General features: G+C 51.8%; 12 protein-coding genes and 1 pseudogene. 10 read left to right on the forward strand and 3 right to left on the reverse strand.

Features of this window, described 5'->3' with window-relative positions:
• The first annotated feature begins 52 nt into the window (after positions 1-52).
• From U5S82_20645 to U5S82_20675, 7 genes are all read left to right on the forward strand, one after another.
• Entirely contained in the window at positions 53-967 is a 915-nt protein-coding gene (locus tag U5S82_20645) for a sulfotransferase (protein MDZ7753987.1), read from the forward strand.
• Between the two features lie 56 nt (positions 968-1,023).
• Entirely contained in the window at positions 1,024-2,289 is a 1,266-nt protein-coding gene (locus U5S82_20650) for an O-antigen ligase family protein (GenBank protein ID MDZ7753988.1), read from the forward strand.
• A gap of 78 nt (positions 2,290-2,367) precedes the next feature.
• The gene (locus tag U5S82_20655; GenBank protein ID MDZ7753989.1) at positions 2,368-3,333 is read left to right on the forward strand and encodes a sulfotransferase; all 966 of its coding nucleotides are present in this window, start codon (positions 2,368-2,370) and stop codon (positions 3,331-3,333) included.
• 61 nt (positions 3,334-3,394) lie between these two features.
• A complete protein-coding gene (locus tag U5S82_20660; protein ID MDZ7753990.1) occupies positions 3,395-4,603 on the forward strand; it encodes a glycosyltransferase in 1,209 nt (402 codons plus the stop codon).
• Between the two features lie 351 nt (positions 4,604-4,954).
• On the forward strand, positions 4,955-5,719 hold the full coding sequence (locus tag U5S82_20665; GenBank protein ID MDZ7753991.1) for a sulfotransferase: 765 nt from the start codon (positions 4,955-4,957) through the stop codon (positions 5,717-5,719).
• A gap of 80 nt (positions 5,720-5,799) precedes the next feature.
• Positions 5,800-6,876: a cellulase family glycosylhydrolase gene (locus U5S82_20670; protein MDZ7753992.1), complete on the forward strand. Its 1,077-nt coding sequence runs from the start codon at positions 5,800-5,802 to the stop codon at positions 6,874-6,876.
• 28 nt (positions 6,877-6,904) lie between these two features.
• Entirely contained in the window at positions 6,905-7,795 is an 891-nt protein-coding gene (locus U5S82_20675; protein ID MDZ7753993.1) for a sulfotransferase, read from the forward strand.
• 54 nt (positions 7,796-7,849) lie between these two features.
• Here the strand turns inward: U5S82_20675 and U5S82_20680 are convergent, their stop codons facing one another.
• Genes U5S82_20680 through U5S82_20690 form a run of 3 tightly spaced genes read right to left on the reverse strand, consistent with a single transcriptional unit; the run spans position 7,850 to position 11,134 of the window.
• Positions 7,850-8,962, reverse strand: coding sequence for a DUF1972 domain-containing protein (locus tag U5S82_20680; GenBank protein MDZ7753994.1), 1,113 nt, complete (start codon positions 8,960-8,962; stop codon positions 7,850-7,852).
• Positions 8,940-9,956 carry a sulfotransferase gene (locus tag U5S82_20685; GenBank protein ID MDZ7753995.1) on the reverse strand — a complete coding sequence of 339 codons (1,017 nt, stop codon included), beginning with the start codon at positions 9,954-9,956 and terminating at the stop codon, positions 8,940-8,942. The genes U5S82_20680 and U5S82_20685 overlap by 23 nt, the downstream gene beginning before the upstream one ends.
• Before the next feature lie 2 nt (positions 9,957-9,958).
• The gene (locus tag U5S82_20690) at positions 9,959-11,134 is read right to left on the reverse strand and encodes a glycosyltransferase family 4 protein (GenBank protein MDZ7753996.1); all 1,176 of its coding nucleotides are present in this window, start codon (positions 11,132-11,134) and stop codon (positions 9,959-9,961) included.
• A gap of 177 nt (positions 11,135-11,311) precedes the next feature.
• Between U5S82_20690 and U5S82_20695 the strand changes: the two are divergent.
• The 3 genes and pseudogenes from U5S82_20695 (at position 11,312) to U5S82_20705 (ending at position 13,784) form a co-directional block, all read left to right on the forward strand.
• Positions 11,312-11,422: pseudogene (locus U5S82_20695) on the forward strand (GDP-mannose 4,6-dehydratase).
• Positions 11,423-11,674: 252 nt separating this feature from the next.
• Positions 11,675-12,772: a GDP-mannose 4,6-dehydratase gene (gene gmd, locus U5S82_20700; GenBank protein MDZ7753997.1), complete on the forward strand. Its 1,098-nt coding sequence runs from the start codon at positions 11,675-11,677 to the stop codon at positions 12,770-12,772.
• Positions 12,773-12,842: 70 nt separating this feature from the next.
• Positions 12,843-13,784: a GDP-L-fucose synthase gene (locus U5S82_20705; GenBank protein MDZ7753998.1), complete on the forward strand. Its 942-nt coding sequence runs from the start codon at positions 12,843-12,845 to the stop codon at positions 13,782-13,784.
• The last annotated feature ends 148 nt before the right edge of the window (positions 13,785-13,932 follow it).

Consider the following 13,932-nt stretch of genomic DNA (forward strand, 5'->3'; position numbering starts at 1 on the left):
GAAGATACCTAGGTCTAAAGGCCATTTAGTGCAACCAAACGAGAGCCATATAATGAGTTCAACCAAACGAGACGTTGAAATTGTAAACTTCCTAGGGATCGGTGCGCCTAAAGCAGGAACCACCTGGTTATGGAAACAGCTAAATTCCCATCCGCAAATTTGGTTGCCGCCCCGTAAAGAAATACATTATTTTGACAGAAGCACGAAATATCCGACTTCTAGTCACTTAGCCTCCGATTCCGTGTTAACCCGAGCATTCGGAGTTCAAAAAAATAACCGTGAGTATCGACGACTTTTTTTAAAAGAACTAATAGGAAAATTAAGCAAACGAAAGCTTGCGGAGGCGAAATGGACAATAAACTATTTCTCGGGACCTTTCGACGATGAATGGTACCGCTCTCTCTTTTCAATAGGTCAAGGTAAGGTATGTGGCGAAATATCTCCCGGGTACTCACTTCTTGACGATCACGATGTCAAGAGAGTAAACGCCCTTCTTCCAAATGCGAAGATAATTTATATTCTTCGCGATCCAGTCGAACGAGCCTGGTCCCAAGTAAGATACGAATGGACTAGGGGCCGACGGCAGAACTCCTCAAATGTGGAAGAACTGATTCGCCGGTGTCGCGAGCATAAAGTTATTGCTCGGGGACGCTATTCTGAAATAATCGCTCGGTGGAGCGGATGCTATACACGAAATCAAGTCTTTGTCGGATTTTTTGATGAGATGATAACGGATCCGGCCAGCTTTCTCGAAAAAGTACTAAATTTTTTAGAGGTAAAAGACGGAAAAGAGCGGTATCAATGGCCAAAAGAAGCTCGAAGAGTCATCAATGCTTCAAAGCCACAAACTATGCCTGCGGCGCTTAGAAAAGCCCTCTGCGCTGATTATCAAGCAGAATTAGAGTCTTTAGCGCAACAATACGGCGATTATCCTAAAGGGTGGTTGGCCCGTTGTCGTATTGCATAAAGTAAAAATAATCGTGAATTAAATTAGATCTAGAAAAACTCTAGGTAAGTAAGGAAATGACACGCACCGAATCTCTTAGCGCTAATAAGTACCAAGCAATTGGTTTCTTGGATTGGCTTTTTTTTATATGGCTGCTGTCTTTACCGTTTCGTACCTTCAGCTTAGTCGGCGACCTATCGTTAGATAATATGTTGACGCCTTTTCTAATAATAGTATGGCTAACTCGTCATTTATTCCTTCAAGAACCCTTTCGAGCATATTTAATTCGTTTTTCTATTCCTATTTTCCTTATGCTGGCGTATTTGTCATTAATGCATCTTAGGCCAATGGGAAGTGAGGAGACCGCAGCGGCGCGATTAATTGACGAAATAAAAATTCTAACATACTTCCTAATTCCTATTTTCTACGTCACTGACCACGTTAGGTTACAGATTGCCAACGGAACGATTGTGTTTCAGGCACTAATTGGAGGCGCGTCTGCTCTAGCTGCTTCATTGGGGTTTATCGAGTTTGCCAACGTAAGATTTGAAGAATCGCGCCTAGGTATTGACGAACTTCCCAAGGCTATAGGCCTGTATGGGTCATATGGAGACCTCGCGTTACTTTACGGGTACGCGTTAGTCGTCATACTATTTGGACAAGTGCCACGCCTGCTGCCCGCCGGAAAGGCATTCCTCACTCGGGGAATTCTGAGTATTTCATTAATAATTGGCTGGCTAGGCTCCCAGTCCCGAAATGTTTTGCTTACATCATTGATAGCAATAGCCTGTTATTTGATTTTGCGAAGCTTATATCGGCAAGATTCTCACAAAAGAGCCCTCTCAGGGATAATTTTACTATCAGTCGCCTTATTTGGCGTTGGCGGTATATACTATTTTTCTGAAGCAATCTATGAATTAATCGCGACATTGGGAGGATCCGGCGCCGCTCGCACTGTTCAATCGCGTGTCGATTCATACACCGTCGCGCAAGCCTTGATTAAAGACTCACCTATCTTCGGCGTTGGAGTTGCCGAATATCAGCGATATGGTGAAATCCTAGACGGCCTTCATAATATGTGGCTGTCAATTTGGGCGCTCGGCGGAGTGGGCGCCCCGATCTGTTTGCTATTTCTATTGTTGCTGGGCGCCAAAGTGGCACACCGTTTTGCCATTCTTGAAAAGTCTAAAGAAGCAATTATGATCGTTGTATTAATTATCTGCATTCTACAGGCAACTCAGTTTTACGTCGCGAAAAATTCACAGGCCCTTTGGGTCATGATGGGGGTTTCTATGGTTTACTTCGTATACGGTCGTCGAATGCTGCCTAGACCAACTAGGTAGCGGCAAGGAATAAATTGTTTTCCCGATTGGCGAAATTAAAGAAAGGTCGGCAAATTATGTTAACGCGCGCTTTATAAGATGGAACCAGTATATATTTTTTCTTTGCCGCGCTCAGGTTCCACGCTATTACAACGCTCTCTAGCTGGACGTAGCGAAATTGCCACAGTTTCAGAACCATGGTTCTTGCTGCCTTTGATCTACTCGCTAAAGAAAGAGGGCGTCTACGCAGAATATAGTCATAGGACGTTATATTCGGCAATAGAGGACTTTTACCAACAATTGCCCGGCGGCAAAAGAGACTACATGGAAAGTATTGCGGTCTTTGCTAAAGAACTTTATGAAAAGGCTGGCGGTTCAGAGAAAATGTATTTTCTGGATAAGACGCCTCGCTACCATCTTATATGCCAAGAGATAATTGATTTATTTCCAGGTGGGAAGTTTATATTTCTGTGGCGTAATCCTTTGGCATGTTTGGCTTCAAGACTTCACAGTTATGACGGGAACTGGAGAGTGCATCGAGCGCGGGTGGACCTATATACCGGGCTGGTGAATCTTGTTAACACGGCCAAAAATAATGAGGAGCAAGTGCTTCAAGTACGGTACGAAGACTTTGTTGCTTTTCCAGAACAAGAGATGAGGCGAATTCTAGACTATCTATCGCTAAGTGACGATGTGGAAGATGGTATTCATTTTAACAATTCATCACTAAAGGGACGCATGGGCGATCAGCGTGGGGTCAGTAAGTATACTGAAGTATCAGTGAACTCCGTTGAGGAGTGGAAGAAGACGTTGGCCTCCCCTGTTCGGAAAAGTTGGGCAAAGCGCTATTTAGAATGGATTGGAGAAGAACGATTGGCATATATTGGCCATGATAAAGCGGCTCTGGTTAGCGAACTAAAGGAACTCGATTCCAACCACAAGCAAATGGCGTCGGATATAACCAGGATCGCATTTGGGGCACTAGATAGTTTGTTAGATATAGAAATTGTTCTAGAAAAAATTAAGGCAAGGCGTAAGGGTGGGATATATTTGCCACTTAGGTAAAGTGCATTACCCGGGATATGATGGGCTATGGCGAAATAAAGTTTCTGTGCGAGGGAAAAGAGTGAACGTTGCTATCTTCGCTACTTCAGATTTTCCCGATGGTACTGCAACTGCGTATAGGCTCCGCATGCTTGGAAGATGCCTTGTTGAGGAGAATGTTGGATGTTATATCTGCCTTATACACCCGTCTACAAAAGGTCGAGATGAAACATTAAGTTCTGATGATCAGAGCGTAGATGGAATTACATTTTTCTTCGCGACTGGTAGGAATAAGCGGCCGATTCAGCGAAGCGCTCGGATCATAGAGGTTTTGAAAGGATGGTTTGGTTCAGTGCGTTTTCTTTGGCGCCTCAGAAAGCGCCAGTCTATTGACGCCATTCTATTGTTTACACCGAACTTCGTTAAGGTTTGGCCGATTATCTTATATGGAGGCATCCTAAGAATTCCTCTATTTTCAGAGGTTTGTGAGATCCGGAGTTCCATGGTGGACCAGCATGTAAATGTCAGCACTATACTGAAACTCGGCAATCAAGTAACAGAAACTTTAATTCCGTTGTTAAGTAGAGGGGTGATAGCAATATCTCGGCCAATAAGAGATTTTTACGTAAGAAAAGGAGTCAAAAAAGAGGATGTTATTATCATTCCTGCTCTAGTAGAGACTTCCCAATTTTCAATAGAAAGTTCAGATAAAGTGCCGCCACTTGAAAACAGTAGATATTTTTTAAGTTCTGGATCCCTCAATGAGAAAGAGGGTTTGAGTTACCTGCTTGAAGCATTATCCAAGCTTAGGGAGACCCACGAGGACGTCAGTTTGGTGCTTACTGGCGGGATAAAGGACGCGGAGCAGCTTACAATAATAGGCATGGCCAAGGAGTATGATGTATCGAATGCGATAGTTTTTACGGGGATGCTGACAAGGGAAGAGCTCGCCTGGGCATACCAAAACGCGCAAGGTCTGCTCGCTTGTAGGGTGGATAGCAAGTTTGCACAGTACGGCTTTCCAAACAAGCTAGTAGAGTATCTGGCATCAGGTACTCCCGTTATATTAACTCCGATAGGGGATATCGGTGCTTACTTGAGAGATCCCTATGATGCGTACTTCGCGGAAGCGCGGAGCGGTGAAAGCATAGCGGTGAAGATGATGGAAGTACTTAGTAACCCTAATCAAGCTCGTGTTGTAGGTCGAAGTGGTCAGGAGGTCGCTTTCTCGCACTTTGAGAGGCGGATGCATTCGAGGACCTTGACTGCGTTTTTACAGGATCGACTCTAGGAAGAAACTGAGCGGTTTAGCGTTGCGAAGGGGGCCTCTAACGTTATTAGAGGCTCGATACTTTCTGATTCGTGTGCTGGATGCCGTATAGAAAGGGATGCTTTTAATGCACTTTTACTTCGTGCGTTAAACGCAAAAGTTGGCCAACCACGAATTGCCTTGACTGGTTCGCCATAGAGCGTTACGTACGAGACGATAGATAAAGATCATTAAGTAATGCAGTCTAGGGCCGTCCCGTCGAAGGGCACTAACAATTAGCAGTAGGGGAGGGTAATAGAAGTAGGGGCCCGTATGCTTTGTTATTGTTGATGATAGGTTCTTCTCAACATACTGGAAACGCGAGAGGGTACTGTGAAAAAGTTTATGATTGTTTCAGCTCAGCGGTCAGGCTCGACGTGGGTTGCGGACATGTTGGGTAGCCATCCGGAAGTCACTATGTTTTCGGAGTTATTTCTTAGGAGTGGCGAGGGATTTCCCGATTGGTCCCCAGAAGGAGGCGTTGCTTACTGGAATACGTATAAGAAAGAACGCAAATGGGCCGAAGGGGTTTTCTTACGCCCAAGGCTTGTTTGGGTATATCTGAATAGCGTATTTGCCCCGAGATCTAAGAAGTCTGCTTGTGGGTTGAAGGTTATGTACGATCAATTCATAAGATTTCCAGAAATTTTATTGTATATCCTAGTAAAGCGAGTATCCGTTATTCATTTGGTAAGAGAAGACGTTGTCGCCTCTTATATATCTGGTCGAATTAGTCATGCGAGAAAGCAACCTCACGCCAGGACAGATGAAGCCGTCAAAGATGTGTCCGTACATATTGACGTTAAGAGAATGAAGAAGAAATTGGCACGAAGTGAGGCCATGATTAAGGCGACGAGAGTGTTATTTAAGGTGCTCGGGATAAAGTATATAGAAATTGGTTATGAGGATCTGGACCATAACCGAAAAAACTTTGACAACTTGCTGCTCTTCGTTGGTGTAGAAATTCACGACTTAAAATCCTCATTAAGGAAATTGCGGGAAGCCGGGTACGGTAAGTATATAGAGAACAGGAAGGAAATTTTAGAGGCATTTTCTAATACGAAATGGAACCAATTAGCTAAAGAAGCTTTGTCATGAAGTATCCTTGTTCAAAGGGATCTCTCGAATTGGAAGAGTTTACGGCTCCCAATTTTAGTTGACGGGCAGGAGGCGGTTATATGTTCCGTAGGACTTTTTTGAAGGCGGCCGCCGGAGTTTGCTTTTCCGGAGCTTTTTCCAAAGTGGGAGCCGCGAGTTGGAGTGGCGCTAGGGGGGTTAATTGTAATTTCGCGCTTGCTGAGGAGGACTTGGTAAGATTGCGGTCCTTGAATTGTTGTCTTGTGAGGCAAAGTTTCGCGTTTAGACCGTTAATTAGTAAAGAGCCACCCTATCATTACGACGAGGAGATGTTTCGATATCTTCGTTGGCTCGTAGACAGAACGAGAGAATATGGGATAAAGATCGTATTAGATCCTCATACGAGTCCGGGTTTCAGAAAAAACACGAGTACAAAGGCAGATGATGCCTTCTGGTATGATTCCAAGTGGCATGATTATCTTATTGACCTATGGGGGCGGTTGGCAAAGGAATTTCGCGACGATGGAGACGTGTTGATTGGATACGACCTAGTAAATGAGCCGACTTTGCCGAGGCAGACCGCTCTGGCTGGGGCTTCGGATTATGGGCTATTGATCAGGCGGCTAATTGAAGAAGTTAGACGTTACGATCTAGACCAGTGGTTGATTGTTCAGATTCCAAGGATACATGGCGGGGGTACGAATGGTATTGGTCCGTTTTTCAGGGATGTTTCTGGCATGCCGCAACTTGTGGATGAACGTTTGGTTTACAGCTTTCATATGTATTGGCCATTTCGATTCACGTTTTCCGGACTTAAAGATCTTAAGGATGGTGTGACAACTTACCCTGGTCGAGTTGGTAGGATGCAGGTAGATAAGAGCACCTTACAGGAAGTCTTAGAGCCAATTCGAGAACTTGGAATCATGCAGGAACGCCCGATTTTTGTGGGGGAATTTAGTGCGGTTCGGTGGTTAGGTGATTCGGGAAATGAGTATCTGAGGGATTTGATTGATATATTTGAACAGTATAGATGGAGTTGGGCGTATCATGCTTTTCGCTCCGCGCATATGTGGGATGCGGAATTGTCGAATTTCGAGCGATCTGATAAAAGTTATGTCGGTGATACACCCAGGATTAGATTATTGAACGAGGCTTTCAAGCTGAGCAAATGTTGGTGATGTTTTATAAATGCGGAAATAGAGAAAAGTGAATTTAATCATTGCCGGGGTGAACAAAGCGGGAACGACATCCTTGTTCTCGATGTTAGCAGCGCATCCTGAAGTATGCGGGTCTCTCGTGAAAGAGACGTGTTATTTCCTTCCAATAAGATATGGAGGGCGTATTGGTCCAATTCAAGACTACGAGCGTCAGTTTCAACATTGTGGACGCCACGCATACTTGATGGAAAGCACGCCGGGTTATTTTTATGGCGGAAAGGAAATCGCTGAAGCGATTAAGGAAACGCTTGGCTCAGTAAGGGTAGTGGTTGTATTGAGAGAGCCTGTATCAAGAGCTTTTTCTTTTTTTAGATTCCAGAAGGCCATGCTTAACTTGCCGGAGGGCATGTCATTCACGGAGTATGTCACCGCTTGCGGTTCGTTTGAGTTGCAAGACTTAAGATTGCAGGAAAATAATGCATACTTTGGATTGGAGGGTGGCAATTACGGGAAGTACCTGCAGGATTGGGTGGGTATTTATGGTCAGGAGTTGAAAATTGTTTTTTTTGAGGACTTGGCTAATGCTCCACAGGACAGCCTAGGTGAATTGCTCGACTGGTTAGGGCTTGATAATTGTGTTGATGAGGAATTAACTAGGAGTAGTGAGAATGTGACGGTTGCGGTTAGGTGGCGTCAGTTTCAACGCTTTGCGTTAACGATGAATCGGCATTATGAATCTTTTTTTCGACGGCACCCAGGCGTGAAGTGGGTGCTTCGCCGCGCATACTATTCTATTAATGGAGACAAAAAGATTGAGGAGTTTCCTGAGGAAACAAGAAGGCAATTGATAGAGTACTATAGGGCGTCAAATAGGCAAGCGAGGTCTGTTTTGAGTAGTCAAGGGTACGATAATGTACCTGAGTGGCTATCAGAAGTTTAAAAGTGCTTAGCGTGAAGTATATTTCGGTGTTAGTTTCTATGCAGGTAATTCTTTTTAAGCGGGAAGTGTGACGTGATATTTATCTAGCACGTAAGACCAAGCAAAGGAGCGTCGATGTAATTGTATGCTTGCTTTTTTCATTGTTAACAAATCTTCGGAGTCTGGAGTTAGGGCAGTTAGTGCGTTAGATAGGGAATCTGCGTCAGCAAAGTAGATTGAAACTGGACCGGCGACCCAACTATTGAAGTTATTGTCATGAGCGATAATCGGATTCCCCGCGCCCAGCGCCTCGACTAGGGAGGGATTGGTCCCGCCGACTTGATGCCCGTGAATGTAAAAAGCGGCGTGGTACCGCAGCGCTTGCACATTGCGTTTGTCGTAGATCGCCCCGGGAAAAAGTACCGCGTTGTTTGCAGCATCTATTACGGCTCGATGGTATGGGTTCTGCTCATCATAGTTGCCCAGGACCACCAGCTTGTAGCCTCGCTCCTGCTGGGAGAATGCCGACACGATTTCCAGGATCGAGTTCTCGGGCTCGGGCCGAGCGATTACGAGGGCGTACTTCCCGGGTTCGATGGGCAAATCCTCATATGGTGGGGGAGGGTTCTCGTAGAGGGCGTCCGAGCCGTAAGGGATCATGGTTATCTTCTTTCGTGAGACCCGGGTCGCCAGGTGGTTCTCGATCTCCGGATGGTCGGCGATGAGATGGTTCGCCAGGTAACAGCCGGCCCATTCGTTCAGGTACAGCCAGAGACGTTCCATAGGTGACCACTTGGCCCGCTTCCACTCGATGCCATCCATATTCATGAGGTGGGGGATTCTCTTCAAGCGGTAGGGAATAGAGAAGATCGCCGTGTTGTATCCGAGGGTGAGTACGACGCCCTTTTCCTTGATGGCGTGGCGCATGGCCTTCCAGTCGAAGAGAACGGTGCCTTTCGCGCCCGGTTGGTTCACCGGGATGATCACCCGGCGTACGCCTTGCCATTCGTCTTCCCGTATCGGGCCGGTACCGTCTTCCTGGCAGTACACAGTGACCCGCCACCCCTGCTGAACCATATAAGGTGCCAGATGCTCGGCGAAGGTCTCGAAGCCGCCGTGCTGTGCGGGGACGCCGCGGGTACCTAGGATACGGAGATGCGGTTTGTCAGGGTTTCGCGGATCCGTCATCTATATATCCGAGTTTGGAAGACATATCGTCGAAGAGTGGGATGAGCTCTGGGATCAATTCCGGTTTGGGCGCCGGGACCTTGGTATACAGCACCTTGGTCGCGTAGGTCAGGACGTCGGCATCCGGGTTGAGCTGACAGTGGTGGAATAGCTTAGCCAACTCCGCTTCGGGGGCGGCGACCAGGTCTTCATAGCGAATGTGGTGGACCTGTTTCGGGTAGCGTTCGACGGCGGCGAGGCCCTCCCGCATGGTGACGATCCATTCCGTAGCGGCGCGGTTCACCTGGTCAAGGTCTGTGGGATTGAGCCCGTGGAGGGGCGCAAGCTCCGGATCGCCGCGAACCAGTTCGTCCCACAGGTAACGCCATTTGCAGTCGTTGCGGCCCCACCAATCCTCTGTTTCGTTACCGTCTGCGACGCCTTTTCGGTCAGACCAAGTGGAAATGGAACGACAGGCGTCGGCACCATTGCGCGTGATCAGTATAAAGCGCGCATCGGGGAAGAGGCTTAGGACGTAGTCTATTCGGAATACCAGTTCAGGGTACTTGTCCAGCACGCGGCTGGCGGCGACGGCACGGGCATAGCGGCTGTATAGGCGCTGCGCGGCAAGTCGCTCTTTCTCGGAGATTGTTTCCGGCACTAAACGGAACCACGCGGGCCCCTGACTGTAGTCACCGGTCACGTCATGGGCCGGGTCGATGACGGTCCACATGGCCTTCGGCTCGTTGAGGAAGCCGACATGGCGATGGAGAGAGAGGATGAGGCCTAGGATGGTCGTGCCGGAACGGCCCAGGCCAATCAAAAAGATTGGGGCCTTGGGTTGCGGGTTTCCCGGAAATGCCGCAAGGGTTCGCAGCAGCCCGAAGACTACCGGATTGAACCACTGCCCCTTGGTGGTGTGAGGACGGCCTTCGAACAGGGCGTAGCTCGCCAGGCGCCGCACAACCTTTGGCAAGCCGAAGCTTCGGTATTCCCTATCGATCTGGGCGACCATCGTCAGGCAGCCTTCCGCGAGACCAGTTCTTGGTATAGGGCGCTCATCTGTTCGAAATACCGTTCAATCGTGTAGTGGTTGGCCACGCATTCTCGGGCGGCCTTTCCCTGCTCGGTGACGGCGGGGTCCGGCAAATCGCGGTATCGGAGGAGGGTATCGGTGAGCGCGTCGGTGTCGCCAGACGGGAAGAGGGCGCCGGTGCTGCCGGGCTGGACCAGTTCGGGTATGCCACCGATGTCTGCGCCGATGACGGGTTTGCCCAAGGCATAGCTCTCCAGCACCGACATGGGCGCGTTCTCGTACCACTCCGACGGCAGTACAACAGCGCGTGCGGAACGGATGAGGTCCCACAGGGCATCGCCGCTTTGGTAGCCCAGGAATTCAATGTTCGGCGCGTCGCCGGCCAACCGGTGCAGGTCTTGCTCGATGGGGCCGGTGCCAGCGATGCGGAGTTGGATGCCCGAGTTCATGGCCGCGGCGATGAGCGTCCGCAGGCCCTTCTCGGGCGCCAGCCGGCCGAAGTATACAAACGCCTCTCCCGCGGTAAAGTCGGGCTTGTAGCTCTCCGCGTGGACGTAGTTGGGGATGTGGACGAGTTTCTCCCGCGGCCATCCCCATTCGGCGAGCTTCTCGCCGTAGAACCGGCTGGGGACGACAACACGGTCCAGGTTCCGCTTGTAGACCCCCAGGAGGTGATGAACGGCGGACTCGATGGCAATGAGGCTGCTGATTCCCGCAGAGTTGTGAATGCACCGATGGAGTGCCACGTTGAGGACGTTGCCGCCCTTGCAGCGCTCGCAGACTCCACCGCTGTTGAGCATCTTGTATGCGGGACAGGCGATCTTGAGATCGTGGGCGGTAAGCACCGTAGGGACCCCTCTTTTCTTCAGCAGGGGCAGCACCGATGGGGACAGATGGTGGTAGATGCAATGAATGTGCGCCACGTTGGCGGGGAACCGATCCAACAGCGTGCCAAGTTTGCGCTGGGCCTCGAACGAGTAAATCACCTTGGAAGCCATTTTCGCCTTGGCCAGCGGTGAGTAGCTGTGTCCGAACTCGATCTCGTCCACGAAGTACTCGCTCCATGGCGACGGATCGTTCTTGGGATGGTGCATCGCCATCATGGCCGTATCCCACCCGTTTCGGCGGAACAGGGCATCGTGTTCGAGGAACACCACGTCCGAACCACCGCGTCGGTAGTGGTAATTATTGAGAGACAGCAGTTTCAAGTGGGGCGAGACCGGTTAGATAAGAAAAATCCGGCGCGATGCTACCACAAGGATCTTTCTACTTGTTGGCGGTACGTCTCACTACGGTGACCTCGGCAAGAATCGTTTTTGGAATGAGACGGCCGAAAGGGCTGGGAGGCCGAGACCGGCCCCTGCACCGTGTCGGTGCATCCGCGGCATTTCTGCCCCACGGAGGTCGAGACCCTGCTGGGAGATCCCACCAAGGCCAAAGGGAAAGGATGCATGGCTTGCACAGTTCTCGTCTCTGACGGGTTTTGATTCTAGTTCCGGCATGTGGCCGTATAATGATACGGGCCGGTGCGTGGTTGCTCGCTCTAAGGGGTATGGCTTTAGACAGATCGTATGACAGTAGGTGTCATACCGCTGCCGTAGACTCCGCCGCCGTCAGGCCGGAAGGCCGCGGAAAGAAGCAGAGCCGGGTGATTACGCCCGTTGGGCTTAACAGAACATGCGAGGGGTGAATTAGTGATGGGTGGGAATAGAAAGAAGGCGCTGATAACGGGCGTGACGGGCCAGGACGGGGCATACCTCGCCGAGTTCCTGTTGGAGAAGGGCTACGAGGTCCATGGCATCAAGCGCCGGGCGTCGTCCTTCAATACGGACCGTATTGACCATCTCTACCAGGACCCCCACGAGACGGGGCGGCAGTTCGTGCTCCACTACGGGGACCTGACGGATTCCACCAACCTCATTCGCATCGTCCAGGAGATCCAGCCGGACGAGATCTACAACCTGGGGGCCCAGAGCCACGTGGCGGTGTCCTTCGAGAGCCCGGAGTACACGGCGGACAGCGTGGGCCTGGGGGCGTTGCGCATGCTGGAGGCCATCCGCATCGCCGGGCTAACGGACAAGGCTCGCTTCTACCAGGCCTCCACCTCGGAACTCTACGGCCTGGTGCAGGAGGTGCCCCAGAAAGAGACCACGCCCTTCTACCCGCGCTCGCCCTACGCGGCGGCCAAGCTCTATGCCTACTGGATAACGGTGAACTACCGCGAGGCCTACGGCATGTATGCCTGCAACGGCATCCTGTTCAACCACGAATCACCCGTGCGCGGCGAGACCTTCGTCACCCGCAAGATCACCCGCGCCCTGGCCCGTATCCACCTGGGGCTCCAGGACACCCTGTACCTCGGCAACATGGATGCCCTGCGGGACTGGGGCCATGCCAAGGACTACGTGGAAATGCAGTGGCTGATGCTCCAGCAGGAGGTGCCGGATGATTTCTGCATCGCCACCGGGGTGCAGTACTCGGTGCGCCAGTTCGTGGAGCGCGCCTACTCGCACCTGGGCAAGGCCATCCGCTGGGAAGGGCAGGGGGTGGACGAGAAGGGCTATGACACCGAGACGGGGGCGTGCATCGTGGCGGTGGACCCGCGCTACTTCCGCCCCACGGAGGTGGAGACCCTGCTGGGGGACCCCACCAAGGCCAAGGAGAAGCTGGGCTGGACGCCAAAGATCACCTTCGACGAGATGGTGACGGAGATGATGGAAAACGACCTGCAACTGGCCAAGCGCGATGCGCTGGTGAAGGAGGCGGGGTACCGGGCGTTTGATTATCACGAGTGAGGCGCGCCGTGCCGCGGCATGGCCGGGTCAGTTCGCGCCCAAGGGCGCCCCTACGGGTTGAGTTGATTCCATGAACAAAGACGCACGCATCTATGTAGCCGGCCACCGCGGCCTGGTGGGGTCGGCCATCGTCCGGGCTTTGGAGGCCGGGGGGTATGGCAACATCATCATCCGCACCAGCAGTGAGCTGGACCTCAAGGACCAGGCGGCGGTGCGGGCCTTCTATGCCGCCGAGGCGCCGGACTACGTGTTCGTGGCCGCGGCCAAGGTGGGGGGGATCCTGGCCAACGACACCTACCCGGCCGAGTTCCTCTACGACAACCTGATGATCGAGGCCAACCTCATCCATGGTGCCCACGAGGCCGGGGTGCAGAAGCTGCTGTTCCTGGGCAGCACCTGCATCTACCCCAAGCTGGCGCCCCAGCCCATGAACGAGGACGCCCTGCTCACGGGCCCCCTGGAACCCACCAACGAGTGGTACGCGGTGGCCAAGATCGCCGGCATCAAGCTGTGCCAGGCCTACCAGAAGCAGTACGGGTCGCGCTTCATCTCCGCCATGCCCACCAACCTCTACGGCCCCGGGGACAATTTCGATCTGGAGAAGTCCCACGTCATGCCGGCGCTCATCCGCAAGTTCCACGAGGCGAAGGTGAACGACGCCGGCGCGGTAACGGTATGGGGCACGGGCACGCCGCGGCGCGAGTTCTGCCACGTGGACGACTGCGCCGCGGCCTGCCTGTTCCTGATGGAGCACTACGACGGCTACGACTTCGTCAACATCGGCGTGGGGGAGGACATCACCATCCGCGAGCTGGTGGAGATGGTGCAACGGGCGGTGGGCTTCGCGGGCGAGGTGCTGTGGGACACCACCAAGCCCGACGGCACGCCGCGCAAGCTGGTGGACGTGGGGCGCCTCCATGCGCTGGGCTGGCGGGCGCGCATGCCCTTGGAGGAGGGGGTGCGTTCCACCTACCAGTGGTTCCTGGAGCACCAGGGGGGTTACCGGGGGTGATGGGGCTGCCGGCGGGTCCGCTGCGCTTGACCCACCCTACGGGCCTGGTCGTGTTGGGGTTCGTTCCTCACCCCAACCTACGAGCTGGAGCACCAGGGGGATTACCGGGGGTGAGGGGGCTGGGTGTCAGGATGAATCCCGACCTTGT

The sequence above is a fragment of the Gammaproteobacteria bacterium genome, assembly GCA_034522055.1.
Lineage (GTDB): Bacteria > Pseudomonadota > Gammaproteobacteria > JAABTG01 > JAABTG01 > JAABTG01.

What these genes read in the sequence shown, in the direction of transcription:
- U5S82_20645 (MDZ7753987.1), top strand. Translation starts at nt 53, where the DNA reads ATGAGTTCAACCAAACGAGACGTTGAAATTGTAAACTTCCTAGGGATC.
- U5S82_20650 (MDZ7753988.1), top strand. Translation starts at nt 1,024, where the DNA reads ATGACACGCACCGAATCTCTTAGCGCTAATAAGTACCAAGCAATTGGT.
- U5S82_20655 (MDZ7753989.1), top strand. Translation starts at nt 2,368, where the DNA reads ATGGAACCAGTATATATTTTTTCTTTGCCGCGCTCAGGTTCCACGCTA.
- U5S82_20670 (MDZ7753992.1), top strand. Translation starts at nt 5,800, where the DNA reads ATGTTCCGTAGGACTTTTTTGAAGGCGGCCGCCGGAGTTTGCTTTTCC.
- U5S82_20680 (MDZ7753994.1), bottom strand. Translation starts at nt 8,962, where the DNA reads ATGACGGATCCGCGAAACCCTGACAAACCGCATCTCCGTATCCTAGGT.
- U5S82_20685 (MDZ7753995.1), bottom strand. Translation starts at nt 9,956, where the DNA reads ATGGTCGCCCAGATCGATAGGGAATACCGAAGCTTCGGCTTGCCAAAG.
- gmd (MDZ7753997.1), top strand. Translation starts at nt 11,675, where the DNA reads ATGGGTGGGAATAGAAAGAAGGCGCTGATAACGGGCGTGACGGGCCAG.
- U5S82_20705 (MDZ7753998.1), top strand. Translation starts at nt 12,843, where the DNA reads ATGAACAAAGACGCACGCATCTATGTAGCCGGCCACCGCGGCCTGGTG.